Origin of the sequence: Streptomyces sp. NPDC052052 (assembly GCF_040680455.1) — a bacterium.
Taxonomy (GTDB): domain Bacteria; phylum Actinomycetota; class Actinomycetes; order Streptomycetales; family Streptomycetaceae; genus Streptomyces.
In genome coordinates this window covers 3,138-28,383 of sequence record NZ_JBFAWU010000003.1, presented here as the reverse complement: position 1 = coordinate 28,383, position 25,246 = coordinate 3,138, and the positions used below count along the sequence as shown (strand labels likewise).

The window sequence follows — 25,246 nt, the reverse complement described above, 5'->3', positions numbered from 1 at the left end:
AAGCAAGGCGTACAGAACCACTCCACAGGAGGACCCAGTGGCGAAGGCGAAGTTCGAGCGGACTAAGCCGCACGTCAACATCGGCACCATCGGTCACATTGACCACGGTAAGACGACCCTCACGGCCGCCATTACCAAGGTGCTGCACGACGCGTACCCGGACCTGAACGAGGCCTCGGCCTTCGACCAGATCGACAAGGCTCCCGAGGAGCGCCAGCGCGGTATCACGATCTCGATCGCGCACGTCGAGTACCAGACGGAGTCGCGTCACTACGCGCACGTCGACTGCCCGGGTCACGCCGACTACATCAAGAACATGATCACCGGTGCCGCGCAGATGGACGGCGCCATCCTCGTGGTCGCCGCCACCGACGGCCCGATGCCGCAGACCAAGGAGCACGTGCTCCTGGCCCGCCAGGTCGGCGTTCCGTACATCGTCGTCGCCCTGAACAAGGCCGACATGGTGGACGACGAGGAGATCCTGGAGCTCGTCGAGCTCGAGGTCCGTGAGCTCCTCTCCGAGTACGAGTTCCCGGGCGACGACGTTCCGGTCGTCAAGGTCTCGGCGCTCAAGGCGCTCGAGGGCGACAAGGAGTGGGGCCAGTCGGTCCTCGACCTCATGGCCGCCGTCGACGAGTCGATCCCGCAGCCCGAGCGTGACGTCGACAAGCCGTTCCTGATGCCGATCGAGGACGTCTTCACGATCACCGGTCGTGGCACCGTCGTCACCGGTCGTATCGAGCGTGGTGTCCTGAAGGTCAACGAGACCGTCGACATCGTCGGTATCAAGACCGAGAAGACCACCACCACGGTCACCGGCATCGAGATGTTCCGCAAGCTGCTCGACGAGGGTCAGGCCGGTGAGAACGTCGGTCTGCTCCTCCGTGGCATCAAGCGCGAGGACGTCGAGCGCGGCCAGGTCATCATCAAGCCCGGTTCGGTCACGCCGCACACCGAGTTCGAGGCCCAGGCCTACATCCTGTCGAAGGACGAGGGTGGCCGTCACACCCCGTTCTTCAACAACTACCGCCCGCAGTTCTACTTCCGTACCACGGACGTGACGGGCGTTGTGACCCTTCCCGAGGGCACCGAGATGGTCATGCCGGGCGACAACACCGTCATGAACGTCGCGCTGATCCAGCCGGTCGCCATGGAGGAGGGCCTGAAGTTCGCCATCCGTGAGGGTGGCCGGACCGTGGGCGCCGGCCAGGTCACCAAGATCGTCAAGTAATTATTTGACTGTCTGACCTGGTTGCTCCGCACAGAGCACCAAGAAGGGCCCCGGCCCGCCGCGCAAGCGGTGGGTCGGGGCCCTTCGGCGTGTGCGGGGCCTCCTCAGGGACGCCAGAGCCACGGCAGGGCGTCGGGCCCCAGGGCCACCGCCGTGGGCCGCCCGTCCTGGTCGACCCGGAGCACGGGCCCGTCCAGGGCCACCGGCCCGTGGGTCCGTACCGAGAGCCCCTTGGGCGTACGGAGCTGGAGCAGGCCCTTCATGGTGCGGCCGAGCAGCACCGGGGCATCCGGCGATCCGGCGGCGGACACCGGCCCGTACCCGTCGAAGCCCGCCCGGTCGGTGATCAGCCGGCCGTACCCGTCGATGCCGGTCTCCTTCGCCGTCTCCCCGGTCCGTACCGTCGTCAACGCGGCCTTGGCCGCCGCACGGTAGAACAGGTCGATGGTCCCGTCCGCCCCCGGCAGCGCGGCCGGTCCGTCCCCGGGCACCGGCAGACCGCTGATCCGGGCGCGCGCGGTGACCGGATCCCCGGGGCTGTCCTGCGTCCAGTGATGCACCCCGAAATGGCCCGCCGCGAAGACATGGACGCACCCGGCGTCGTCCACCACGGCGCTCAGCCCGTCCTGGACCTCCCCGCCGCCCGCGTCCCGCCACCCGCTCCACCGGCCGTCGGTGTGCCGGACCCGCGTACTGAGGCCCTTTCCCGCGTTCCGTACGAAGAGATGGACCCGGCCGTCCGGTGCGGCGACCGCGACCGGGACACCGATCCGGCGCCCGCTCTCGTGGTCCCGCATCGGGTTCCCGAGTCCGTCCCAGGCGCGGAAGCCGCCGCCGGGGTGGCGCTGCTCCAGCACCACGATCTCGCGTTCGTCGTCCGCCCCGCGCCCGCCGAGCGCGGCGAACCGCAGCCCGAGGAGCAGCTGCCGCCCGTCCGGCAGGGTCGCGCTCCCCAGGACCGGTGCGAGCGGGCCGCCGCCGAGGTCGTCCGGGGTGTCCCACACCCCGCTGCCCGGCGCGCTCTCGCGCCAGCGCACCGCCCGCAGCCCCAGCACCCCGTATGCGACGAGCCGGCCGTCCGGCTCCGGGACGACGGCGGTCCGCGGACCGGGGTAGCGGTAGTGGGTGGAGCGCACCCAGCCCTTGCGGTTGGTCAGCGGCCGGTTGCCGCCCACGTTGTAGTCCCCGCAGCCCGCGGGGTTCCCGCAGCGCCAGCCGATCGCGCCCCCGTACGGCACCAGATGCGATGCCTTCTCCGCCAGCACGGCGGGCGGGAGGTTCTTGGGCCAGTGCGCGTTGTAGTAGCCCCGGAACGCCGTGGTGGCGAAGCCCGGTACCGTACCGCCGCCCTCGGTGGCCCTTGCCACCCACCGGATCAGAGACGTCCAGGTGAACAGTGCGGTCGCGGTGTGGTCGGGGTGGTCGGAGTAGCCCTGCTGCTCGCTGTCCCGGCGGCGGACGGTGTTGCTGCTGTGCTGGGTGTCGGGGTCCGGGTCCAGGGTGTGCACGATGCTGGGCCGGTATTGCTCGAACAGCCCGACCAGTACGTCGATCAGCCCGTCGTACGTGTACGAACCCGCCTTTTGCAGAGGGGAGTTGTCGGCGACGACGGTCGGCAGGACGAGTCGGCGGTCCTGCCAGAGGCTGGACAGCCCGAGGCGGCCGTACGTGGTGTGCATCGCGGTGTTGATGAAGATCAGGTCGACTGTGCGACCGCCGTTGCCGAGGCGGTTGATCTCGGCGCGGTGGTTGCCGTGCAGGTCGATCACGGACTTCTGCCACTGCGTGAACGGGCCGTGGCCGAGAATGGTCGCGTACGCCTGGCGGAGCCCCTGGTGCCGGGCGGAGGAGTACGCCGCCTTGTCGGGGGCGGGCAGCGGGTGGCCGGGGGCGTGGTTGATGCCGGTGGCCTCGCCCGCGGTCAGATAGACGCAGACCAGGGGGGTGCCGGCGTCCAGGGCCTGCTGGGCGTCCGGGTTCATGAAGTACAGGTCGTCGTCCGGGTGGGCGAGGATCTGCATCATCAGGGACTCGTGCGAGGCGCTGATCGGCAGGCCGGGCAGCGGGTCCGCGGTGGGGTTGCGGCGACGGCGCGGCGAAGACGCGGTGCAGCCGCCGAGGACTGCCGGGCCCAGCGCACCGGCCGCCGCCGTGAGCAGGGTGCGTCGCGGCAGCCCCGTGAGAGATGCGTGCAGCGTGGGTCGATCCGTCACCATCGTGCTCCGTCCACTCACCCCGCAGCGGGCGGCTGTGCGGCCTGCGCTGCGTACCGAATCCGTGCAGCAGCGGCGGGGACGTGCCGCTGCTGCGGCCGGATAGACGGAGGTATCCCGGGACAGGTTGCCTGGGTTCTGCCGATGTGACCCCGATGGCTCAACTCGTGGGCGTACGCGCCATGTACACATCGACGGGGTCCTGCCGTTCCTCTACGAACCCGTGCCGTTCGTAGAGCGCGCGGGCGGCGCTGCCCTGCAGCACGTCCAGGCGGACGGTCATGCCTTCCTCGTCGGCCCGCGCGAGCAGCGAACGCAGCACGGCGGTGCCGATGCCGCGGCCCTGGAGGGCGGGGGAGAGGTAGAAGTTCTCCAGCCACAACCAGTCCTCGACCGGCCGCAGGGTGACGCAGCCGGCGAACGCGCCGTCCACGAGGACGACCGAGGTGTGCTCCGACGCGTAGACGTCCCGAAGCCGCTGTCGCACGCGGTGCTCGTCGTAGCGCCCGAGCCGTTCCAGGTCTGGGCGCATCACGATGGCCCGCAGCTCGGCTATGACCTCGACGTCTTCGGGCTCGGCGGGGCGCAGAGCCCAGGCCGTGGCAGTGCTCTCGTTCACGGCTGGATTCTCGCAGCGGCACGAGGCGACCGAATTCGCAGTGGCACGAGGCGACCGGAGAGGGGCGCTCCCGGCTGCCCGTTCAGTGGGTGCGTTCTGGTGGGTGTCGGCGGATCGTGGAGCCGGGCTCAGGCGTAGCGGGGGAGTGCGTCGGTCGAGATCGTCCACCTGCCGATGGTGACGTCCTCGCCGTAGACGAAGTCCTTGCGGGTCGCGTAGCGGGGCCCGTGGGGTGTCGGGTGGATGTCGGACAGGACGGCTCCGACCCCCGTACGGGGGCGAAGACCGCGTAGACGGGGATGCCGAGCAGGGGATAGTCACGCATCTTGCTCACCCAGTCGTTGTCCGGATTCGACTGCGAGACGATCTCGATGGCGGCGATGAGCGTACGGGGGTCGAAGGACCCCTGCCCCTCCATGTCCTCCACGGCGATCACCATGATGTCTGGGTGGCGCATGATGCCCTCCGACGCTCCCTCGACATCGGGCGTCCCGGTGTGGGCCACGATGTCGTCCGGCATCAGCTTCTCCAGACGGCGACTGACCTGGGCGGCGGTCAGTTCGTGGAGACGCCCCGGGGACGTCATGTCGTGCACGATCCCTTCTCGGGTGATCTCCAGCTTGCCGGGAACGCTGTCCCGTACCTGTTCGACGATGTCGCGCATGGCCTGGTAGCGGAACGAGTCCTGCGGTGCGTCGTCCGGGGCGGTGGCCACGGCGTGGGCTCCTCGTCTGTGCCCGAAGGCAAGGGGCGTCGCGTTCATGCTAGGCGGCCTCCATCAGCTCGGATCGGCAGCTGGGGCAGTGGCCCGGCTCCGGTGCGCGGAAGGCGCGGTCGCAGCCGTCGCAGTTCTGGAGCGGGTCCGGGCGTCCCGCGGTGTCCGGTGCCGGAGCGGCCGGCAGTGGGGGTGGCAGGAGGGCGGCGAGACGGTGGGCGAGGAGGCCTGCGGGGCGGGTGAGCGGGTGGGGGGAGGCCGACGAGGAGGGTGCGGCGTACGGCGTCGGGGTGGGCGTCGCGTTCGAGCCAGGCGTCGACGGCAGGGGCCAGCCGCCGGATGTCGTTCTCGCTCAGCAGCAGCCGCGGGTCGTGCCGCCGCAGGTCTGCGAGGAGGTCGACGGCGGTCCGGTGCCGTTCCGGGTCGGGCACCTGGGAGCGGGGGACCGGGAGGGTTGGGTGTGAGGCAGGGGCCGGGTGGGGGTCGGGCGTGGGCTGTTGGGGCTCCGGCTGGGCGACCGGGGCGGGCGTGGGCTGTTGGGGCTCCGGCTGGGCGACCGGGGTGGGCTCCTGCGTCGTCGCCGGGGGAGCGGGGTCGGGGTTCCTGCGTCGTTGCCCGAGGCGCGGGGTCCGGGAGGCTGGGCGCGGTCCGCGGCCTGGGGATTGCGGCCGGGGCGGCGTATCCCGTGGGCTGGTTGTAGGACTCGATACGGGCGATGAACCGGCCGCTGGGCAGGCGTTCCCGTGTGCGGCGCAGGTAGCCGTGGGCTTCCAGCTCGCGCAGGGCGGCGGCGATCCGGGGCTCGCTCTCCGGGAAGCGCTCGGCGAGGGACTTGATGCCGAACCTGGACCCGGTCGGCAGCGACTGGATGTGCGCGGCGAGGCCGATCGCCACGAGGGACAGCTCGCTGTGCTGGGTGAGGTGGTTGCCGACGACAGTGAAGCGGTTCGTGTGCCGGGTGTTGATGTGTACGACACCGGCTGACGAGGTGCGCGGGGGCGCGCTAACCTTCGGGGTATCCATCGGGAAGCTCTCTTCTTCCTCGGTGGTCAGGCCCTCGGTCGGGATTGCACTCCTGGTTGGGGGCCGTCGCATGTCTGTGGTTGTGGGGGCGAGCATATGCCTGCCAACCCGCCGAAAAGCCAGTTGAGTTGGAGAACCTCACCCGTGCGAGTGACGGGGGTGGGGTGGGGTGGGTAAGGGTTCTTTTCCTGGTTCTTGGATCTTTTATGTCGTGCATGACCACGGCGCGGTCGACCTCGTCGTGGTTCACCTCGTCGCGGTTTACCGGGTCGTGGCTGTCGCGACCCGGTGGAGGAGGTAGTCCTGGAAGGTGGCGTGGTGAACGCACCGCTGGAGGCGGCGAGTCGAGGGCGATTGAATTCTCGGTTCACGTCACTCGGTGGGGCCGGGACTGCATAGCGTGCACCGTGGCCAAGCCCTTGCGTACGGTCACTGTCCAGTGGTGTCCAGCGCTGTCCTGGCTGTCCGGGGTGTCCTACCGGGGGCTGAAGGGGTTGACGACTGAAGGGGTTGACGGAGAACAGCACGCACGGTGGAAGCGGGGCACGGATGAGCGTGGACGAGGTCGGCGCGGAGCGGGCTGACGGCGGTGCGGACGAGCCCGGCTGGGAAGTCGATCCCGACGACGAGTCGGGGGCGGCCGTGGTCGCCGCCGTGGGCCGTCAGATCAAGGTGTGGCCGGAGTCGGCGGGGCTGAGGGCCTGCGAGTTCGGGGCGGCGATCGGGTACGGGGAGGACCTGGTCTACAAGGTGGAGAGCGGTCGGCGCATCCCCCGGCGGAGTTCCTGGACAGGGCGGACGCGGTGCTGGGCGCGGGCGGGAAGCTCGTCACGATGAAGAAGGACGTGGCGGAGGTCCGGTACCCGAAGAAGGTGCGGGACCTGGCGAAGCTGGAGGCCAAGGCCGTCGAGTTGGAGGCCTACCACCCCCACAACATCAACGGCCTTTTGCAGACCGAGGAACACATGCGGGCCCTCTTCGCATCGTGGCTTCCCGCATACACACTGGACGAGATGGATCGCGTCGTGGCTGCTCGTATGGCCCGGCGATCCATCTTTGATCGAGATCCTCTCCCCTCGCTCAGTTTCGTACAGGAAGAGGTGACGCTCCGCCGTCCGGTTGGGGGCACCATGGTGTGGCGCAGGCAACTCGAACATCTCCTGGAAGTAGGGCAGTTGCGAAACGTGGTGATCCAGGTGATGCCAACCCGGTGCGAGGAACATCCCGGGACGGGTGGGCTGATCGAGGTGCTGAAGTTCCCTGACGGCAGTGCTGTTGGGCGTTCCGATGGGGCCTTCGGCGGCCGCCCCGTCTCCGACCCGAAGCAGCTCAGGATCCTTGAGTTGCGCTATGGGATGATCCGGTCCCAGGCTCTTGCGCCGCGGGAGTCGCTGGCCTTCATCGAACAAGTGCTGGGGGAGACATGATCAGCAAGCCCTCTGCCGGGAACACTTCCGAGCTGGAGTGGTTCAAGAGCAGCTACAGCAGCAGTGGCGACGGAAACGACTGCGTTGAGGTGGCGACCACTTCCGGCGTTGTCCGTGTCCGCGATTCCAAGGTGGCGCAGGGGCCCCAGTTGGCCTTCCCGCCGAGTGCATGGGCCGGTTTCGTCTCGTTCGCGTCACGCGACTGACCTCCGATGGCGCGCCCCTCAGGCCGCCTGGCGGGCGTCCCGGGGCTTACATCGAGCACGTGCTGGGGGAGACATGATCTGCAAGCCCTCTGCCGGGGACGCTTCCGAGCTGGAGTGGTTCAAGAGCAGCTACAGCAGCAGCAGTGAGGGCGACTCCTGCATCGAGGTGGCGACCACTTCGGGTGTCGTCCGTGTCCGCGATTCCAAGGTGGCGCAGGGGCCCCAGTTGGCCTTCCCGTCGAGCGCATGGGCCGGTTTCGTCTCGTTCGCGTCCGACAACTGACCGTCTGGCGGCCCGCCCCATAGGCGTACCCCCTCACCGCACCGCCGGCATCTCGCTCCCGTCCACCCGGCGCAGCCCCGTCCCCGGGATGCCGCGCAGCACCTCTCCGCCGATCTCCGCGAGCCGGGTTTCGTCGGGCGGGGTACGCCCGAGGCCGATCGCGTACTGGACGTGGGACGCGTCGGCGCCGCACGGGCGGGGCCAGGCCTGGGCGTCCGGGGAGCCCGCCTCCGCGAGGGCGGCGAGCAGGGCGAGGAGACGGCCACGGAAGCGGCCCTCGTCCGGGCCCTGTTCGACGGAGACGATCGCCCAGGCGGCATGACGCAGGTGCAGGGGTGGCGGGGCGCAGAGCAGGGCGCGCGGTACGAGGTCGGAGTCGGCGGCGGACTCCAGGATCTCCCATGCGCGGAAGAGTTCCTCGGCGATGAGGTCGCGGCCCGCCGGGGAGACCTGCGAGGTGCAGGAGCGCACGGGAGCGGTCGGGGTGAGCACGGTGAGAGAGCGTTCTCCCGCTTGCTCCGGGCCGCCCGCCTTCCGGGAGCCGACCGCTTGCTCGGAGTCCTCTGTCCGCCCGGGGTCGGCCGTCTCCCCGCAGCCGACCGGCCGGCTCCAGTCCCACGCCGCCCAGGTCGCGAAGAAGTGCCGGAGCAGGGGGACCGGGGGCAGGTCGCCGGCCTCGTGGGCGGTTCGTGCGGCCAGTACGGACCAGGCCAGGCCCGGCAGTCCGCCGCACGGGGCGGAGTCCAGGCCCCGCGCCCGTGCCCAGGCCTTCACCTCCCGTGCGAGGCGGGTGAACGCCGCCCGGTGCGGGTCCGCCGCCGCGAGCACCGCGTCCGCGTCGCTCACCGCACTGAGCGCCACGGCCGCCGCCTCGCCCAACTTGGTGCGCCGGTCCACCGCCTCGGCCGGAGAGAGGCCGCCCGTCGCGACGGTCACCAGATCGACCAGGAGCCCGTGGAGCCGGAAGCGCAGACCGGGCACCCGTGCACCGGTCACCTCACGCAGACCGGTGGCCTCCGGCAGTGCTGAGGCCAGCCGCTTCCGCACCCCGGAGAGATCCCCGTCCCCGGGCAGCGCAGCCACCAGGTCCACATCCGCGCCGGGCCGTGCGCAGCCCATCCGCCGCGAGCCGACCGTATGGACGATGCCCTCGGGCAGGGCTGCGGTCACCCGGCGGACGATCTCGGTCGCGGTGCCCTTGGCTTCCCCGGCCTCGTCCTCCGAGGTTCCGGCCAGCTCCGCCCGTACCCCGAAGTGGTCCGAGACATAGAGCCCGTCCGGTGTCGGTACGTCGCCCAGCAGCACGGCCGACACGGGCCGCAGCCGCTCCGAGCGGACCAGCACCCGGTCCAGCCGGGACGCCCGTCCGGTCAGGGAGGAGACGGCGGCCAGCGGATTGACGGACGGATCGAAGGTCGGTGTCCGGTCGTCCACGCCGTGCACCAGACTCCAGGTGTCCGCCATCCCCAGCCGGGCCTGCGGTGTGTCACCGCTGTCGTTGAAGTCGCCGAGCAGCATCACATCCCCCTCGACCGCATTCAACGCCGTTGCCAGGCCGGTCAGTTCGGCGTCGCGCAGGGCGGCACCGTTCGCCGAGTGGTTGCTGCTGAGATGGGTGGTGGCGACCGTGACCGCTCCTTCCGCCGTTTCCACGACCACTGCGGCGACCGCCTTGTGCGGGCCGAGCGCATGCAGGCCGGCTTCGCGCACGGGGAGTCTGCTGAGCAGCAGCAGGCCGCAGTCGGAGACGTCCCGGCCTGCCGGGTCGGCCCAGAGCGTGTACGTCTCGCGGACCCAGGGCGCGGCCAACAGAAGCCCGAGCAGGTCGGGTTCGGCCTCCTGGAGGGCGATGACATCCGCGTGCGCGGCACGCAGGGCGTCGAGCAGGAGCGGGCGGCGCCGGGCGGTGTCGATGCGGTCGCTGTCGTAGCGGTCCCAGAGGGTGTTCCAGGTCAGCAGCGTCAGGGGCCCGGACGGAGCGGGCGCGGACACGTCCTCGGGTACGGGCGTCCAGGCGGCCTCCGGTGCGCAGTACGCGTGCGGTGTGCGGGAGACGAAGTACGGCGACGGCAGCCGGCGTGCGGTGCGGATCCGCCCGGCTTCCGTCGCGTCGATCCGGTCCACGCCCGAGGACCGGTCCCACACCACCTCGCCGTCGGCCTCGAAGAACAGCACCCGGTGCCAGGGAATGTCCCCGCCCGGCGTGAACTGCGGCAGTGGCACCCGCGTCGGCACCGTCCCGCGCTGCGCCACGCCCATCACGAAGCGTGCCGGATCGAACCGGGGGTCCCAGCGGACCCGGTGGTAGATCTCCTCGCTGGTACGCATCTACACCCCGTCCTCCACAGTTCCGCTCGCGCCGATGTACCAGGTGCGGTGGGCCTGGCCCGGGTACGGGGGCACGAACCGGTGCAGCTGCGAGGTCAGCACCTGCGGGGGCACCGGATGGGTGCGGCGTTCGTTGCGGCGGACCAGCTCCGCCTCGTCGACCAGGGCGACGGCGTGGGTCAGCAGTGCGTCCCTGCGCCGGGCGACCGCGTGTACCAGGGAGCTCTGGTGCGCGTTGAGCGAGGTGGCGTCCCAGACGACCGTGGAGCCTGCGGTGAGCGCGGCGTCCAGGCGGTCGAGCCCCTCGCGCAGCACCTCCCCGTTGGCGCGTTGGCCGGCGCGCGATCCCCGGGCCAGTCGCAGGTCGTCCAGCGCCAGATACGTGTCGACACCGGGCAGGCCGCGCGCGAAGGTGCTCTTGCCGCTGCCGGAGGGCCCGACCAGATGGATGAGGCGCGGGAAGTCCCCGGTCCGCCATCGCCAGGTCGCGGCGACCGCCTCCTCGGCGGTGGCGACCCGGCCCAGGGCGTACGCCTCACGTGCCTGGGCGCGGCAGCGGTCGGCGGCCGACGGATCCAGATCCGTGAACGCCGCGGACAGTCCGGCCGGCTCCTGTACGTCCTGGGCGTGCAGGGCCGACCACTCCACCTGTTCGCGTGCCTCGTCGGTGTCGGCCACCGTCGCGGCCAGCGCGTGCAGCAGCCCGAGACCGGCGGCGAGCGACAGCCGGACCAGGCCTGTTCGGCGTTCCTCGTCCGGGTACGGGCGGTGCAGCGCGGGGTGCAGTCCGACGAGATCCGCGATGCGCCGGGCCTGGGGCATGCCCAGGGTCCGCGCCAGCGCGGGCGCGAGTGCGGTGCGCCGGCCGCGGTGCAGCAGCGCGGCCAGTACACCGGTCAGCCGGTCGTCGCCCGTGCGGCCCAGGGCGTCGAGGGCCTCGCCCATCGCGACAGCGGCCCCCACGTCCCAGCCGCCCGCACCCGTGGCATCGGCCAGCGCCCCCGCGTCGACCGGTGCGCCCGACCGCACCGCCCACAGAGCGGCGGCCGGACCGAGACCGTTCTCCACGACGGAGGCGTGCATCCAGTGGGTGTCGGTCCGCACATGACCGGGCCGCACCCACTTCGCCACCCGGCGCCCGAAGTGCGCCGCGCCGAAGCCGTCCGCCGGGCGGACGACGTACCCCTCCTGTCGCCCGGTGTCCGGTCGCAAGGCACGCAGCGCCTTCTCGGCCCGCGCGTCGAACACCCCGCGCCACAGCACCGGTGGCACCGGAATCCCCAGCTCGCGCAGGAACACCACCGTCCGGTCCCAGGGCAGGCAGTGCTCCCCGTCCCAGACCGAGAAACCGTAGAAGAAGCTCTCCAGGCCGTCGTACGGGATCGAGCGGCGCGCAAACATGTTCTCCCCGCACACCCGCCATCCCTCGGGTGTACGGGCCCCGATCCGGCCCTGGAGTGCCTTCACCCAGCCCCGTGAGGGGTGGTGGGCGGAGTCCAGCGAGCGGGCGTGGAGGCCGTCGGCGTAGAGCGTGGTGTTCTCGCCGTCCAGCTTCTCGGTGACCACGACCTCGCGGCCGGTCAGCCCCGAGAGGTCCGCGATCCGCACGTCGTCCGAGGCGGCCCCCGGCGACCACGGCAGATGCGCGGTGCGCGGATAGTGCGTACGCATTTTCGATGCCCCTGGGCCGACGGTGTGCCCGGCCGGTCACGGTGGGGGAGGGGCTGTGCGGGGCTCGACCGAATGACGCGGAGTGGCGCCCGGAGACCCTCTCCTGCGCGCCCCCGTTTGACCGCACGGCTACGCGGGGTAAGATTCTCGGCCCGATTGGCCAGGCTCGTGCCGCGTATGGCACACTGACCAGGTTGCTCGGTTGAGTGTCAATGCTGCGCGCCTCCCGCCGGGAGGACCGGAAGCGAGTCCCACAGTACTCGTCGACCCCCTGCGGGTCGGACGTACGGGAATCTTCCGGGAAGCGTCAGTGGGGCACTGACCAGGCACCCGGTGGGTGTTCCGCCCCCGGTCCTGCGGTCCTCGGGCCCGCACCCCCTTGGTTGGGAAATCCTTCGGGAGATCTGCGTAGAGGGGATGCGACACGCCCGACCGCGTGGGTCGGAGGAGGAGTCCTTAGAACTCCCGGGTTCCAGAGCGTTACGAGAGACAGGACTACTAGTAGCCATGGCGGGACAGAAGATCCGCATCCGGCTCAAGGCCTACGACCACGAGGTCATCGACTCCTCGGCGAAGAAGATCGTCGAGACGGTGACCCGCACTGGTGCGTCGGTCGCGGGCCCGGTGCCGCTGCCCACTGAGAAGAACGTGTACTGCGTCATCAAGTCGCCGCACAAGTACAAGGACTCGCGCGAGCACTTCGAGATGCGCACGCACAAGCGCCTCATCGACATCCTCGACCCCACGCCGAAGACGGTTGACTCGCTGATGCGTCTCGACCTGCCGGCGGGCGTCGACATCGAGATCAAGCTCTGAGGTGACGCGCGAGATGGCTAAGAACATTAAGGGCGTCCTGGGCGAGAAGCTCGGCATGACCCAGGTCTGGGACGAGAACAACCGGGTCGTCCCGGTGACCGTCGTCAAGGCCGGGCCCTGTGTCGTCACCCAGATCCGCACCAACGACCGCGACGGTTACGAGTCGGTTCAGCTCGCCTTCGGCGAGATCGACCCGCGCAAGGTGAACAAGCCCCTCAAGGGCCACTTCGCCAAGGCCGACGTGACCCCGCGCCGCCACCTGGTGGAGCTCCGCACCCCTGACGCCGGCGAGTACACGCTGGGCCAGGAGGTCACCGCCGAGGTGTTCGAGTCCGGCGTCAAGGTTGACGTCACGGGCAAGAGCAAGGGCAAGGGCTTCGCGGGTGTCATGAAGCGTCACAACTTCAAGGGCGGCAAGGCGTCCCACGGTGCCCACCGTGTGCACCGCATGCCCGGCTCCATCGGTGGCTGTGCCACCCCCGGCCGTGTCTTCAAGGGCATGCGCATGGCGGGTCGCATGGGCAACGAGCGGGTCACCACCCAGAACCTGACCATCCACGCGGTTGACGCGGAGAAGGGTCTGCTCCTCATCAAGGGCGCGGTCCCTGGTCCGAACGGCGGCCTCGTCCTGGTCCGCACCGCGGCCAAGGGGGCTTGAGGAACCGATGAGCACCATTGACATCCTTTCGCCGGCAGGCGACAAGGCCGGGACCGTCGAGCTCCCCGCGGAGATCTTCGACGCCAAGACCAGCGTTCCGCTGATCCACCAGGTCGTTGTCGCCCAGCTGGCAGCTGCCCGTCAGGGCACGCACAAGACCAAGACCCGCGGCGAAGTCCGTGGTGGTGGCAAGAAGCCTTACCGCCAGAAGGGCACCGGCCGCGCGCGCCAGGGTTCGACCCGTGCGCCGCAGTTCGCCGGCGGTGGCGTCGTCCACGGCCCGCAGCCGCGTGACTACTCGCAGCGGACCCCGAAGAAGATGAAGGCCGCCGCCCTGCGCGGTGCCCTCTCGGACCGGGCCCGTCACTCCCGCATCCACGTCGTCACCGGCGTGGTCGAGGGTGCCGCCTCCACGAAGGCCGCCAAGACGCTGTTCGGCAAGATCTCGGAGCGCAAGAACCTGCTCCTGGTCGTCGACCGCGCCGACGAGGCCGCGTGGCTGTCCGCCCGCAACCTGCCCCAGGTGCACATCCTGGAGCCGGGCCAGCTGAACACGTACGACGTGATCGTCTCTGACGACGTGGTCTTCACCCAGGCCGCCTTCGAGTCCTTCGTGTCTGGCCCCCAGACCGCTGAGACCGAAGGGAGCGACGCCTGATGAGCGAGGCGACCGTTACCAGCAAGACCTTCACGGACCCGCGCGACGTTCTCGTCAAGCCGGTGGTGTCCGAGAAGAGCTACGCGCTGCTCGACGAGAACAAGTACACGTTCATCGTCGCGCCCGGCTCCAACAAGACCCAGATCAAGCAGGCCGTGGAAGCGGTCTTCTCGGTCAAGGTCACCGGGGTCAACACGATCAACCGGCAGGGTAAGCGCAAGCGCACCAAGACCGGTTTCGGCAAGCGCGCTGACACCAAGCGCGCCATCGTGACCCTCGCCGAGGGCGACCGTATCGACATCTTCGGCGGCCCGACCTCCTAACGGAGGTCGAGTCGTCCGGAATCGGACGAGGACTGAGAAATGGGTATCCGCAAGTACAAGCCGACGACCCCGGGCCGTCGTGGCTCCAGCGTCGCCGACTTTGTCGAGATCACGCGGTCCACGCCGGAGAAGTCGCTGGTCCGCCCCCTGCACAGCAAGGGCGGCCGTAACAACGCCGGTCGTGTGACCGTTCGCCACCAGGGCGGTGGCCACAAGCGCGCCTACCGAGTGATCGACTTCCGTCGTCACGACAAGGACGGCGTGCCGGCCAAGGTCGCGCACATCGAGTACGACCCCAACCGCACCGCGCGCATCGCGCTGCTGCACTACGCGGACGGCGAGAAGCGCTACATCATCGCGCCGCGTGGCCTGACGCAGGGCGACCGTGTCGAGAACGGCCCGACCGCCGACATCAAGCCCGGCAACAACCTGGCGCTGCGCAACATCCCGGTCGGTACGACCATCCACGCCATCGAGCTGCGGCCCGGCGGCGGTGCGAAGTTCGCCCGTTCCGCAGGTGCCTCCGTGCAGCTGCTGGCGAAGGAGGGCACCATGGCCCACCTTCGTATGCCGTCGGGTGAGATCCGCCTGGTCGACGCCCGCTGCCGCGCCACCATCGGCGAGGTCGGCAACGCCGAGCAGTCGAACATCAACTGGGGCAAGGCCGGCCGCATGCGCTGGAAGGGCGTCCGCCCGACCGTCCGCGGTGTCGCGATGAACCCGGTTGACCACCCGCACGGTGGTGGTGAGGGCAAGACCTCCGGTGGTCGCCACCCGGTCTCGCCGTGGGGTCAGAAGGAGGGTCGTACTCGTTCGCCGAAGAAGGCATCGAACAAGTACATCGTCCGCCGCCGCAAGACGAACAAGAAGCGCTAGGAGCGGGTTTAGATGCCGCGCAGTCTCAAGAAGGGGCCCTTCGTCGACGGCCACCTCATCAAGAAGGTGGACGTACAGAACGAGGCAGGCACCAAGAACGTCATCAAGACCTGGTCCCGTCGCTCGATGATCGTCCCGGCCATGCTGGGTCACACCATCGCGGTGCACAACGGCAAGATCCACGTCCCGGTGTTCGTCACCGAGTCGATGGTCGGCCACAAGCTCGGCGAGTTCTCGCCGACTCGCACCTTCCGCGGCCACGTCAAGGACGACCGGAAGTCGAAGCGCCGCTAACCGCGGGGTGGAACGACTATGACTTACACCGAAGGGACAACCATGGAAGCCAGGGCCCAGGCGCGGTACATCCGCGTCACGCCCATGAAGGCCCGCCGCGTGGTGGACCTCATCCGTGGCATGGATGCCACGGAGGCTCAGGCGGTCCTGCGTTTCGCCCCGCAGGCCGCGAGCGTGCCGGTTGGCAAGGTGCTGGACAGCGCCATCGCCAACGCTGCACACAACTACGACCACACCGACGCCTCTTCGCTGGTCATCAGCGAGGCGTATGTGGACGAGGGCCCGACCCTGAAGCGGTTCCGTCCGCGTGCTCAGGGCCGTGCCTACCGGATCCGTAAGCGGACCAGCCACATCACCGTGGTCGTCAGCAGCAAGGAAGGAACCCGGTAATGGGCCAGAAGGTAAACCCGCACGGGTTCCGACTCGGCATTACCACGGACTTCAAGTCCCGTTGGTACGCCGACAAGCTGTACAAGGACTACGTCAAGGAAGACGTCGCCATTCGTCGCATGATGACGAAGGGCATGGAGCGGGCCGGCATCTCGAAGGTCGAGATCGAGCGCACCCGCGACCGCGTCCGCGTTGACATCCACACCGCCCGCCCGGGCATCGTCATCGGTCGCCGTGGCGCCGAGGCCGACCGCATCCGTGGCGAGCTGGAGAAGCTGACCGGCAAGCAGGTCCAGCTGAACATCCTCGAGGTCAAGAACCCCGAGGTCGACGCTCAGCTGGTGGCCCAGGCCGTCGCCGAGCAGCTCTCCTCCCGCGTCTCCTTCCGTCGTGCCATGCGCAAGAGCATGCAGAGCTCGATGAAGGCCGGCGCCAAGGGCATCAAGATCCAGTGCGGTGGCCGCCTCGGCGGCGCCGAGATGTCCCGCTCGGAGTTCTACCGCGAGGGCCGTGTGCCCCTGCACACGCTCCGCGCGAACGTCGACTACGGCTTCTTCGAGGCCAAGACGACCTTCGGCCGCATCGGTGTGAAGGTCTGGATCTACAAGGGCGACGTCAAGAACATCGCCGAGGTCCGCGCCGAGAACGCCGCTGCCCGCGCCGGCAACCGCCCGGCCCGTGGCGGCGCTGACCGCCCGGCCGGCCGTGGTGGCCGCGGTGGCGAGCGTGGCGGTCGCGGTCGCAAGCCGCAGCAGCAGTCGGCTCCGGCTGCCGAGGCCCCCAAGGCCGAGGCTCCCGCCGCTGCCGCTCCGGCCGCTGAGAGCACCGGAACGGAGGCCTGACCGAAATGCTGATCCCCCGTAGGGTCAAGCACCGCAAGCAGCACCACCCGAAGCGCAGCGGTATGTCCAAGGGTGGTACGCAGGTTGCGTTCGGCGAGTACGGCATCCAGGCGCTGACCCCGGCGTATGTGACGAACCGTCAGATCGAGTCGGCTCGTATCGCGATGACCCGCCACATCAAGCGTGGCGGCAAGGTCTGGATCAACATCTACCCGGACCGCCCCCTGACGAAGAAGCCTGCCGAGACCCGCATGGGTTCCGGTAAGGGTTCTCCCGAGTGGTGGATCGCGAACGTCAAGCCCGGTCGGGTGATGTTCGAGCTGTCCTACCCGAACGAGAAGATTGCTCGTGAGGCGCTCACCCGCGCTGCTCACAAGCTTCCGATGAAGTGCCGCATCGTTCGGCGCGAGGCAGGTGAGGCGTGATGTCGGCCGGAACCAAGGCGTCCGAGCTGCGCGAGCTGGGCAACGAGGAGCTGCTCAACAAGCTCCGCGAGGCCAAGGAAGAGCTGTTCAACCTCCGCTTCCAGGCGGCGACGGGGCAGCTCGAGAACCACGGTCGGCTCAAGTCCGTCCGTAAGGACATCGCCCGGATCTACACCCTGATGCGCGAGCGCGAGCTGGGCATCGAGACGGTGGAGAGCGTCTGATGAGCGAGAAGACTGTGACTGAGACGAACACCGACCGCGGTTTCCGCAAGACCCGCGAGGGTCTGGTCGTCAGCGACAAGATGGACAAGACCGTCGTCGTCGCTGTCGAGGACCGTGTCAAGCACGCGCTGTACGGCAAGGTCATCCGCCGTACGAACAAGCTCAAGGCGCACGACGAGCAGAACGCCGCCGGCGTCGGCGACCGCGTCCTCCTGATGGAGACCCGGCCGCTGTCCGCCACGAAGCGGTGGCGCGTCGTCGAGATCCTCGAGAAGGCCAAGTAATTCCTGAGGGGCATTCCCCTCAGGCAAGTTCCGCCAGGCTCGGCGGGGGCTGCTCCGGTGACGGAGCGGCCCCCGCCGGGAACCGGCAGACGATCAGGAGATAGACGTGATCCAGCAGGAGTCGCGACTTCGCGTCGCCGACAACACGGGTGCGAAGGAAATCCTCACCATCCGTGTTCTCGGTGGTTCGGGTCGCCGCTACGCGGGCATCGGTGACGTCATCGTCGCCACCGTCAAGGACGCGATCCCCGGTGGCAACGTGAAGAAGGGTGACGTCGTCAAGGCGGTCATCGTTCGCACCGTCAAGGAGCGTCGTCGTCAGGATGGCTCGTACATCCGCTTCGACGAGAACGCCGCCGTCATTCTGAAGAACGACGGCGACCCCCGCGGCACCCGTATCTTCGGCCCGGTGGGCCGTGAGCTGCGCGAGAAGAAGTTCATGAAGATCATCTCGCTCGCGCCGGAGGTGCTGTAAGCATGAAGATCAAGAAGGGCGACCTGGTCCAGGTCATCACCGGTAAGGACAAGGGCAAGCAGGGCAAGGTCATCGTGGCCTACCCCGCTCAGGACCGTGTCCTCGTCGAGGGTGTCAACCGGGTCAAGAAGCACACCAAGGCCGGTCAGACGGCTCGCGGTTCGCAGACCGGCGGCATCATCACCACCGAGGCCCCGATTCACGTCAGCAACGTTCAGCTGGTTGTGGAGAAGGACGGCAAGAAGGTCGTCACCCGCGTCGGCTACCGCTTTGACGACGAGGGCAACAAGATCCGCGTTGCCAAGCGGACCGGTGAGGACATCTGATGACTGCCACCACTGCGCCGCGTCTCAAGACGCGCTACCGCGAGGAAATCGCCGGCAAGCTGCGTGAGGAGTTCTCGTACGAGAACGTCATGCAGATCCCCGGCCTGGTCAAGATCGTGGTCAACATGGGTGTGGGCGACGCCGCCCGCGACTCCAAGCTGATCGATGGCGCCGTGCGCGACCTCACCACGATCACCGGCCAGAAGCCTGCCGTCACCAAGGCCCGCAAGTCCATCGCGCAGTTCAAGCTGCGTGAGGGCCAGCCGATCGGCTGCCACGTCACCCTCCGTGGTGACCGGATGTGGGAGTTCCTGGACCGTACGCTGTCGCTCGCGCTGCCGCGTATCCGTGACTTCCGTGGCCTGTCGCCGAAGCAGTTCGACGGCCGTGGCAACTACACCTTCGGTCTCACGGAGCAGGTCATGTTCCACGAGATCGACCAGGACAAGATCGACCGGGTCCGGGGCATGGACATCACCGTGGTCACCACGGCGACCAACGACGACGAGGGTCGTGCCCTCCTTCGTCACCTCGGCTTCCCGTTCAAGGAGAACTGACCGTGGCGAAGAAGGCTCTGATCGCTAAGGCCGCCCGTAAGCCGAAGTTCGGCGTCCGCGCGTACACGCGGTGCCAGCGCTGCGGCCGGCCCCACTCCGTCTACCGCAAGTTCGGCCTGTGCCGCGTGTGCCTTCGTGAGATGGCTCACCGCGGCGAGCTGCCGGGCGTGACCAAGAGCTCCTGGTAATTCTCCGGCGCCCTTTGGGCGTTGGGAATTGACGGAAGCTCTCGGTAAGCATCTGGTCGGCAGGAGTCCGGCCTCACATGCCGTAGGCTTGTGGGGTTGGGCGCCTGCCGCCCAAGACCGACTTACTACGCCGTAGGTCCCCGCACCGCACCCGTCCCGCCACAGAGTGGGGAGAGGGATGGCGCATACAGGAAACCCCGGCGAGAGAGGCCGAAGGCCAATTCATGACCATGACTGATCCCATCGCAGACATGCTCACGCGTCTGCGTAACGCGAACTCGGCATACCACGACTCCGTCGTGATGCCCGCCAGCAAGATCAAGTCGCACATCGCGGAGATCCTCCAGCAGGAGGGCTTCATCACCGGCTGGAAGGTCGAGGACGCCGAGGTCGGCAAGAACCTCGTCCTGGAGCTGAAGTTCGGCCCGAACCGCGAGCGTTCGATCGCCGGCATCAAGCGCATCTCGAAGCCGGGTCTGCGTGTCTACGCAAAGTCCACCAACCTGCCGAAGGTCCTCGGCGGCCTGGGCGTGGCGATCATCTCCACGTCCCACGGTCTCCTGACCGGCCAGCAGGCTCAGAAGAAGGGCGTAGGTGGGGAAGTCCTCGCCTACGTCTGGTAGTCGGGAACGGAGGAATAGCTCATGTCGCGAATCGGCAAGCTCCCCATCCAGGTTCCCGCCGGTGTGGACGTCACCATCGACGGCCGCACGGTCGCGGTGAAGGGCCCCAAGGGCACCCTCACGCACACCGTTGCGTCGCCGATCGAGGTCACCAAGGGTGAGGACGGCGTCCTGCACGTCGTCCGCCCGAACGACGAGCGTCAGAACAAGGCCCTTCACGGCCTGTCCCGCACGCTGGTGGCGAACATGATCACCGGTGTGACCCAGGGATACACCAAGGCGCTCGAGATCAGCGGTGTCGGTTACCGCGTCCAGGCGAAGGGCTCCAATCTGGAGTTCGCCCTGGGCTACAGCCACCCGATCCTGATCGAGGCCCCCGAGGGCATCACCTTCAAGGTGGAGTCCCCCACGAAGTTCTCGGTCGAGGGCATCGACAAGCAGAAGGTCGGCGAGACCGCGGCCAAGATCCGCAAGCTGCGGAAGCCTGACCCGTACAAGGCCAAGGGCGTCAAGTACGCCGGCGAGGTCATCCGCCGCAAGGTCGGAAAGGCTGGTAAGTAGCCATGGCATACGGCGTGAAGATCGCCAAGGGCGACGCCTACAAGCGTGCCGCCCGCAAGCGTCGTCACATCCGCGTCCGCAAGCACGTCTCCGGTTCGCCGGAGCGCCCCCGCTTGGTCGTGACGCGGTCCAACCGCCACATGGTGGCTCAGGTCATCGACGACATCGCGGGCCACACGCTCGCGTCGGCGTCGACCCTGGACGTCTCCATCCGTGGTGGCGAGGGCGACAAGAGCAACCAGGCCAAGCAGGTCGGCGCGCTGGTCGCTGAGCGTGCCAAGGCCGCAGGCGTCGAGGCCGTCGTGTTTGACCGCGGTGGTAACCAGTACGCCGGGCGGATTGCCGCTCTGGCTGACGCCGCCCGTGAAGCCGGGCTGAAGTTCTAGCCCCGGTTCCTACGCACAGCGGACGTAACAGAGAGAGGTAAATCCAATGGCTGGACCCCAGCGCCGCGGAAGCGGTGCCGGTGGCGGCGAGCGGCGGGACCGGAAGGGCCGTGACGGCGGCGCAGCTGCCGCCGAGAAGACCGCGTACGTCGAGCGCGTCGTCGCGATCAACCGTGTCGCCAAGGTTGTGAAGGGTGGTCGTCGCTTCAGCTTCACCGCGCTGGTCGTGGTGGGCGATGGTGACGGCACCGTCGGTGTCGGTTACGGCAAGGCCAAGGAAGTTCCCGCGGCCATCGCCAAGGGCGTGGAAGAAGCCAAGAAGAACTTCTTCAAGGTTCCGCGCATCCAGGGCACCATTCCTCACCCGATCCAGGGCGAGAAGGCTGCGGGCGTCGTCCTGCTGAAGCCTGCTTCCCCCGGTACCGGTGTTATCGCCGGTGGCCCGGTGCGCGCCGTCCTGGAGTGCGCCGGCGTTCACGACATCCTGTCGAAGTCGCTCGGCTCCGACAACGCGATCAACATCGTGCACGCGACCGTGGAGGCCCTCAAGGGCCTGCAGCGTCCCGAGGAGATCGCGGCCCGCCGCGGTCTGCCGCTCGAGGACGTCGCCCCCGCGGCCCTGCTTCGTGCGCGTGCGGGAGCGGGTGCGTAATGGCTCGCCTCAAGATCACGCAGACGAAGTCGTACATCGGCAGCAAGCAGAACCACCGCGACACCCTTCGTTCGCTCGGGCTCAAGCGCCTGCACGACGTGGTTGTCAAGGAGGACCGCCCCGAGTTCCGCGGAATGGTGCACACCGTCCGCCACCTCGTGACGGTTGAGGAGGTCGACTGACATGGCGGAGAACAAGCCGCTGAAGGCCCATGACCTCCGGCCCGCCCCGGGCGCCAAGACCGCCAAGACCCGTGTGGGTCGTGGTGAGGCGTCCAAGGGTAAGACCGCCGGTCGTGGCACCAAGGGCACCAAGGCCCGTTACCAGGTTCCGGAGCGCTTCGAGGGTGGGCAGATGCCCCTCCACATGCGTCTCCCGAAGCTCAAGGGCTTCAAGAACCCGTTCCGCACCGAGTACCAGGTCGTGAACCTGGACAAGCTCGCGACCCTCTACCCCGAGGGTGGCGAGGTCACCGTGGCCGACCTGGTCGCCAAGGGTGCCGTGCGCAACAACCACCTCGTCAAGGTCCTCGGACAGGGCGAGATCTCCGTGGCGCTGCAGGTGTCGGTCGACGCCGTCTCCGCCTCCGCCAAGGAGAAGATTGCCGCCGCCGGCGGCACCGTCACCGAGCTCGTCTGAGACGACTCGATGGCCTGAACATCCGACCGGGGATGCCTCTCATATGGGGCATCCCCGGTTGGTCGTTCCTAGGTGGGCATGGTCGCCGGTAAGGTGGCGTGCGTTGTTGTGTGGTAACCCCTCGGGCACCCGTCCGGGGACTTTTGACTGTTACGTATTCGTCGATCCTCAAGACCGTCACCTCTACGCTCTGCGCGGGGGTCGCAGGAGGCACCGTGCTCACCGCGTTCGCCCGGGCGTTCAAGACGCCCGACCTGCGCAAGAAGCTGCTCTTCACGCTCGGCATCATCGTGATCTACCGGCTCGGGGCACACATTCCCGTACCGGGAGTGAGCTACGAGAACGTCCAGACCTGTGTTGATCAGGCCAGCAAGGGCAACAACAGCCTCTTCGGCCTGGTGAACATGTTCAGTGGTGGTGCACTGCTGCAGATCACGATCTTCGCGCTCGGCATCATGCCGTACATCACGGCCAGCATCATCCTTCAGCTGCTCACCGTGGTGATTCCCCGACTGGAGGCCCTCAAGAAGGAGGGGCAGTCCGGCCAGGCGAAGATCACGCAGTACACGCGTTATCTGACCGTCGCGCTCGCCATCCTCCAGGGCACCGGCCTGGTGGCCACCGCCACCAGCGGCGCACTGTTCAGCGGCTGCCCGGTCGCCGACCAGATCGTCCCGAACCAGTCGGTCTTCACGACCATCGTCATGGTGATCACCATGACCGCCGGTACGGCGGCCGTCATGTGGCTCGGTGAGCTCATCACCGACCGCGGTATCGGCAACGGCATGTCGATCCTGATGTTCATCTCGATCGCCGCCAGCTTCCCCGGCGCCCTGTGGGCCATCAAGACCAGCGGCAAGCTCGCGGACGGCTGGATCGAGTTCGGCACCGTCATCCTGATCGGCTGCGTCATGGTGGGCCTCGTCGTCTTCGTCGAGCAGGCCCAGCGCCGCATTCCGGTGCAGTACGCGAAGCGCATGATCGGGCGCCGGTCGTACGGCGGCACGTCGACGTACATCCCGCTGAAGGTCAATCAGGCGGGTGTGATCCCCGTCATCTTCGCTTCTTCGCTGCTCTACATCCCCGCCCTGATCGTGCAGTTCTCCAACTCCACTGCGGGCTGGGCGACCTGGATCAAGGACAACTTCGTCAAGGGCGACCACCCGTACTACATCACGGCGTACTTCCTGTTGATCGTTTTCTTCGCCTTCTTCTACGTGGCGATTTCGTTCAACCCCGAGGAAGTTGCCGACAACATGAAGAAGTATGGTGGCTTCATCCCGGGTATCCGGGCTGGTCGACCTACTGCCGAGTACCTGAGCTACGTGCTCAACAGGATCACTTGGCCGGGTTCGTTGTACCTGGGGTTGATCGCTCTCGTGCCGACGATGGCGTTGGCAGGATTCGGCGGCGCGAACCAGAACTTCCCGTTCGGCGGGACGAGCATCCTCATCATCGTGGGTGTGGGTCTGGAGACCGTGAAGCAGATCGAGAGTCAGCTCCAGCAGCGCAATTACGAAGGGTTCCTCCGCTGATGCGAATCGTCCTCGTCGGGCCGCCCGGTGCCGGCAAGGGAACGCAGGCCGCGTACCTTGCCAAGAACCTGTCGATTCCGCAGATCTCCACGGGCGATCTCTTCCGTGCCAACATCAGCCAGGGCACCGACCTTGGCAAGCAGGCCCGCGCGTTCATGGACGCGGGGCAGTTGGTTCCGGACGAGATCACCATCGGGATGGCCAAGGACCGCATGTCCCAGCCGGACGCCGTGAACGGCTTCCTGCTGGACGGCTTCCCGCGCAATGTGGGTCAGGCCGAGGCGCTCGACGCCATGCTCACTGACGAGGGCACCAAGCTGGATGCGGTCCTGGACCTGGAGGTCCCCGAGGACGAGGTGGTCAAGCGCATCGCCGGCCGCCGGATCTGCCGGAACGACGGCGCGCACGTCTTCCACGTGGTGTACAACGCGCCGAAGACCGAGGGTGTCTGCGACATCTGCGGCGGCGAGCTGTACCAGCGTGACGACGACGCCGAGGACACGGTCCGTACCCGGCTGGAGGTCTACCACACGCAGACCGAGCCGATCATCGACTACTACCGGTCCCAGGGCCTGGTGGTCACCATCTCCGCGCTCGGCAAGGTCACCGATGTGACCGAGCGGGCGATGGAGGCTCTCAAGCCCGCAGAGGGCTGAGAGGCGAGCACCCGCAGTACTCCACAGTCGGCCGCGGCGTCCTTGGGCGCCGCGGCCGACTGTTTGCGCCGTATCGTGGGATGCGGCCGTCACCGTTCGATGCAGAGAGGCGCCGCGCAATGGTGCAGATCAAGACCCCCGAGCAGATCGCGAAGATGCGTGAGGCGGGGCTGGTGGTCGCTGCCATTCACGCGGCCACCCGCGAGGCGGCGGTTCCCGGCGCCACCACGCTGGACCTGGACCAGGTGGCCCGCAAGGTGATCGCGGACCACGGAGCGAAGTCGAACTTCCTCGGGTACGGCGGGTTCCCCGCGACCATCTGCACCTCGGTCAACGAGGTCGTCGTCCACGGCATCCCGGACGACAAGACCGTCCTCAAGGACGGCGACATCATCTCCATCGACGCCGGCGCGATCGTCGACGGCTGGCACGGTGACGCCGCCTACACGGCCTTCGTCGGCACCGGGCACGCTCCGGAGCTGATCGAACTCTCCCGGGTGACCGAGGAGTCCATGTGGGCCGGTATTGCCGCCATGAAGGTGAACCACCGCCTCGTCGACATCTCCAAGGCGATCGAGTCCTACATCCGGCGCCAGCCCCGCCCCGCGACCGGCAAGTACGGGATCATCGAGGACTACGGCGGCCACGGCATCGGCACCGAGATGCACATGGACCCGCACCTGCTGAACTACGTCGCACGCAAGCGCGGCAAGGGCATCAAGCTCGTGCCCGGTGTCTGCCTGGCGATCGAACCGATGGTCTCGCTCGGTACGCCGCAGACCGAGGTGCTCCAGGACGACTGGACGGTCATCACCACGGACGGCACCTGGTCCTCCCACTGGGAGCACTCGGTCGCCCTCACCGAGCAGGGCCCGCTGGTCCTGACCGCCCCCGACTGCGGCCGGGCCAAGCTGGCGCAGTACGGCATCGAGGCCGCGCCGGACCCGCTGGGCTGAGCGGTCCTCGACGGGCGGAGTCCGTCGCAGCTGTCCGAAGCCCGGGAGGCGCCCTGGCGCCGAGCCCGCGAGGGCTGCGTGGGGGAGGGGTCGGCATCGAGGCCGCGCCGGACCCGCTGGGCTGAGCGGTCCTCGACGGGCGGAGTCCGTCGCAGCTGTCCGAAGCCCGGGAGGCGCCCTGGCGCC

The 25,246-nt window shown here is 68.4% G+C and carries 31 protein-coding genes and 3 pseudogenes; 28 read left to right on the top strand and 6 right to left on the bottom strand.

The features are described 5' to 3' along the window. The first annotated feature begins 37 nt into the window (after positions 1-37). The gene (tuf, locus tag AB0L71_RS04080) at positions 38-1,231 is read left to right on the top strand and encodes an elongation factor Tu (RefSeq protein WP_365237534.1); all 1,194 of its coding nucleotides are present in this window, start codon (positions 38-40) and stop codon (positions 1,229-1,231) included. A gap of 104 nt (positions 1,232-1,335) precedes the next feature. On the opposite strand, the gene AB0L71_RS04075 is transcribed toward tuf, so the two are convergent. The 4 genes and pseudogenes from AB0L71_RS04075 to AB0L71_RS04060 form a co-directional block, all read right to left on the bottom strand. Beyond that, on the bottom strand, positions 1,336-3,447 hold the full coding sequence (locus AB0L71_RS04075; RefSeq protein WP_365237531.1) for a PIG-L family deacetylase: 2,112 nt from the start codon (positions 3,445-3,447) through the stop codon (positions 1,336-1,338). Between the two features lie 157 nt (positions 3,448-3,604). Continuing rightward, a complete protein-coding gene (locus AB0L71_RS04070; protein ID WP_365237528.1) occupies positions 3,605-4,063 on the bottom strand; it encodes a GNAT family N-acetyltransferase in 459 nt (152 codons plus the stop codon). A 128-nt stretch (positions 4,064-4,191) separates the two neighbouring features. Then, a pseudogene (locus AB0L71_RS04065) lies at positions 4,192-4,778 on the bottom strand (Uma2 family endonuclease). A 49-nt stretch (positions 4,779-4,827) separates the two neighbouring features. Further along, positions 4,828-5,801 (bottom strand): annotated as a pseudogene (locus AB0L71_RS04060) (helix-turn-helix domain-containing protein). Between the two features lie 549 nt (positions 5,802-6,350). Here AB0L71_RS04060 and AB0L71_RS04055 point away from each other — a divergent pair. The 3 genes and pseudogenes from AB0L71_RS04055 (at position 6,351) to AB0L71_RS04045 (ending at position 7,717) form a co-directional block, all read left to right on the top strand. Then, positions 6,351-7,228, top strand: a pseudogene (locus tag AB0L71_RS04055) (helix-turn-helix transcriptional regulator). Beyond that, the gene (locus AB0L71_RS04050; RefSeq protein WP_365237525.1) at positions 7,225-7,434 is read left to right on the top strand and encodes a DUF397 domain-containing protein; all 210 of its coding nucleotides are present in this window, start codon (positions 7,225-7,227) and stop codon (positions 7,432-7,434) included. Before AB0L71_RS04055 ends, AB0L71_RS04050 begins: the two are co-directional and overlap by 4 nt. Positions 7,435-7,507: 73 nt before the next feature. Beyond that, positions 7,508-7,717 carry a DUF397 domain-containing protein gene (locus AB0L71_RS04045; RefSeq protein ID WP_365237523.1) on the top strand — a complete coding sequence of 70 codons (210 nt, stop codon included), beginning with the start codon at positions 7,508-7,510 and terminating at the stop codon, positions 7,715-7,717. Between the two features lie 33 nt (positions 7,718-7,750). On the opposite strand, the gene AB0L71_RS04040 is transcribed toward AB0L71_RS04045, so the two are convergent. Both AB0L71_RS04040 and AB0L71_RS04035 read right to left on the bottom strand, forming a co-directional pair. Then, positions 7,751-10,045 (bottom strand): poly(A) polymerase, encoded by a 2,295-nt coding sequence (locus AB0L71_RS04040; RefSeq protein ID WP_365237520.1) that lies wholly within the window; start codon positions 10,043-10,045, stop codon positions 7,751-7,753. After that, on the bottom strand, positions 10,046-11,716 hold the full coding sequence (locus AB0L71_RS04035) for an RNA ligase family protein (protein WP_365237517.1): 1,671 nt from the start codon (positions 11,714-11,716) through the stop codon (positions 10,046-10,048). Positions 11,717-12,223: 507 nt separating this feature from the next. Between AB0L71_RS04035 and rpsJ the strand changes: the two genes are divergently transcribed. The 24 genes from rpsJ to map all read left to right on the top strand — a co-directional run bounded on the left by rpsJ (position 12,224) and on the right by map (position 25,060). Further along, the gene (rpsJ, locus tag AB0L71_RS04030; RefSeq protein WP_003948644.1) at positions 12,224-12,532 is read left to right on the top strand and encodes a 30S ribosomal protein S10; all 309 of its coding nucleotides are present in this window, start codon (positions 12,224-12,226) and stop codon (positions 12,530-12,532) included. A gap of 13 nt (positions 12,533-12,545) precedes the next feature. Beyond that, positions 12,546-13,190, top strand: a complete 645-nt coding sequence (rplC, locus tag AB0L71_RS04025; protein WP_365237514.1) for a 50S ribosomal protein L3 — start codon at positions 12,546-12,548, stop codon at positions 13,188-13,190. A gap of 7 nt (positions 13,191-13,197) precedes the next feature. After that, the gene (gene rplD / locus AB0L71_RS04020) at positions 13,198-13,848 is read left to right on the top strand and encodes a 50S ribosomal protein L4 (RefSeq protein WP_365237512.1); all 651 of its coding nucleotides are present in this window, start codon (positions 13,198-13,200) and stop codon (positions 13,846-13,848) included. Then, positions 13,848-14,171 carry a 50S ribosomal protein L23 gene (gene rplW, locus AB0L71_RS04015; protein WP_037688005.1) on the top strand — a complete coding sequence of 108 codons (324 nt, stop codon included), beginning with the start codon at positions 13,848-13,850 and terminating at the stop codon, positions 14,169-14,171. The genes rplD and rplW overlap by 1 nt, the downstream gene beginning before the upstream one ends. Before the next feature lie 39 nt (positions 14,172-14,210). Further along, positions 14,211-15,047: a 50S ribosomal protein L2 gene (gene rplB, locus AB0L71_RS04010; protein WP_093540762.1), complete on the top strand. Its 837-nt coding sequence runs from the start codon at positions 14,211-14,213 to the stop codon at positions 15,045-15,047. Between the two features lie 12 nt (positions 15,048-15,059). Beyond that, positions 15,060-15,341: a 30S ribosomal protein S19 gene (gene rpsS, locus AB0L71_RS04005; RefSeq protein WP_003966956.1), complete on the top strand. Its 282-nt coding sequence runs from the start codon at positions 15,060-15,062 to the stop codon at positions 15,339-15,341. A gap of 42 nt (positions 15,342-15,383) precedes the next feature. Further along, positions 15,384-15,731, top strand: coding sequence for a 50S ribosomal protein L22 (gene rplV / locus AB0L71_RS04000; protein ID WP_004571827.1), 348 nt, complete (start codon positions 15,384-15,386; stop codon positions 15,729-15,731). Beyond that, a complete protein-coding gene (rpsC, locus tag AB0L71_RS03995) occupies positions 15,731-16,573 on the top strand; it encodes a 30S ribosomal protein S3 (protein WP_093540760.1) in 843 nt (280 codons plus the stop codon). Before rplV ends, rpsC begins: the two co-directional genes overlap by 1 nt. Before the next feature lie 5 nt (positions 16,574-16,578). After that, on the top strand, positions 16,579-16,998 hold the full coding sequence (gene rplP, locus AB0L71_RS03990; RefSeq protein ID WP_073220207.1) for a 50S ribosomal protein L16: 420 nt from the start codon (positions 16,579-16,581) through the stop codon (positions 16,996-16,998). After that, positions 16,998-17,222: a 50S ribosomal protein L29 gene (rpmC, locus tag AB0L71_RS03985; RefSeq protein WP_014047786.1), complete on the top strand. Its 225-nt coding sequence runs from the start codon at positions 16,998-17,000 to the stop codon at positions 17,220-17,222. Before rplP ends, rpmC begins: the two co-directional genes overlap by 1 nt. Then, positions 17,222-17,506 carry a 30S ribosomal protein S17 gene (gene rpsQ / locus AB0L71_RS03980; RefSeq protein ID WP_030977953.1) on the top strand — a complete coding sequence of 95 codons (285 nt, stop codon included), beginning with the start codon at positions 17,222-17,224 and terminating at the stop codon, positions 17,504-17,506. Before rpmC ends, rpsQ begins: the two co-directional genes overlap by 1 nt. 106 nt (positions 17,507-17,612) lie before the next feature. Beyond that, complete coding sequence (gene rplN / locus AB0L71_RS03975) at positions 17,613-17,981, top strand: 50S ribosomal protein L14 (RefSeq protein ID WP_003966950.1); 369 nt, start codon at positions 17,613-17,615, stop codon at positions 17,979-17,981. Positions 17,982-17,983: 2 nt separating this feature from the next. Then, on the top strand, positions 17,984-18,307 hold the full coding sequence (gene rplX, locus AB0L71_RS03970; protein ID WP_365237507.1) for a 50S ribosomal protein L24: 324 nt from the start codon (positions 17,984-17,986) through the stop codon (positions 18,305-18,307). After that, entirely contained in the window at positions 18,307-18,864 is a 558-nt protein-coding gene (rplE, locus tag AB0L71_RS03965; RefSeq protein ID WP_037688009.1) for a 50S ribosomal protein L5, read from the top strand. The genes rplX and rplE overlap by 1 nt, the downstream gene beginning before the upstream one ends. A gap of 2 nt (positions 18,865-18,866) precedes the next feature. After that, entirely contained in the window at positions 18,867-19,052 is a 186-nt protein-coding gene (locus AB0L71_RS03960) for a type Z 30S ribosomal protein S14 (RefSeq protein WP_003956452.1), read from the top strand. A 224-nt stretch (positions 19,053-19,276) separates the two neighbouring features. After that, complete coding sequence (rpsH, locus tag AB0L71_RS03955) at positions 19,277-19,675, top strand: 30S ribosomal protein S8 (protein WP_365237505.1); 399 nt, start codon at positions 19,277-19,279, stop codon at positions 19,673-19,675. 21 nt (positions 19,676-19,696) lie between these two features. Then, positions 19,697-20,236: a 50S ribosomal protein L6 gene (gene rplF / locus AB0L71_RS03950; RefSeq protein ID WP_365237503.1), complete on the top strand. Its 540-nt coding sequence runs from the start codon at positions 19,697-19,699 to the stop codon at positions 20,234-20,236. A gap of 2 nt (positions 20,237-20,238) precedes the next feature. Beyond that, the gene (rplR, locus tag AB0L71_RS03945; protein WP_365237501.1) at positions 20,239-20,622 is read left to right on the top strand and encodes a 50S ribosomal protein L18; all 384 of its coding nucleotides are present in this window, start codon (positions 20,239-20,241) and stop codon (positions 20,620-20,622) included. Positions 20,623-20,668: 46 nt separating this feature from the next. Continuing rightward, entirely contained in the window at positions 20,669-21,274 is a 606-nt protein-coding gene (gene rpsE, locus AB0L71_RS03940; protein ID WP_072485533.1) for a 30S ribosomal protein S5, read from the top strand. Continuing rightward, positions 21,274-21,456 carry a 50S ribosomal protein L30 gene (gene rpmD, locus AB0L71_RS03935; protein ID WP_018550611.1) on the top strand — a complete coding sequence of 61 codons (183 nt, stop codon included), beginning with the start codon at positions 21,274-21,276 and terminating at the stop codon, positions 21,454-21,456. The genes rpsE and rpmD overlap by 1 nt, the downstream gene beginning before the upstream one ends. Position 21,457: 1 nt before the next feature. Further along, complete coding sequence (gene rplO / locus AB0L71_RS03930; protein WP_329818619.1) at positions 21,458-21,913, top strand: 50S ribosomal protein L15; 456 nt, start codon at positions 21,458-21,460, stop codon at positions 21,911-21,913. Positions 21,914-22,128: 215 nt separating this feature from the next. Then, a complete protein-coding gene (secY, locus tag AB0L71_RS03925; protein ID WP_365237498.1) occupies positions 22,129-23,448 on the top strand; it encodes a preprotein translocase subunit SecY in 1,320 nt (439 codons plus the stop codon). Beyond that, positions 23,448-24,104: an adenylate kinase gene (locus AB0L71_RS03920; RefSeq protein ID WP_365237496.1), complete on the top strand. Its 657-nt coding sequence runs from the start codon at positions 23,448-23,450 to the stop codon at positions 24,102-24,104. Before secY ends, AB0L71_RS03920 begins: the two co-directional genes overlap by 1 nt. 119 nt (positions 24,105-24,223) lie before the next feature. Further along, positions 24,224-25,060: a type I methionyl aminopeptidase gene (map, locus tag AB0L71_RS03915; RefSeq protein WP_365237494.1), complete on the top strand. Its 837-nt coding sequence runs from the start codon at positions 24,224-24,226 to the stop codon at positions 25,058-25,060. Positions 25,061-25,246 lie beyond the last annotated feature (186 nt).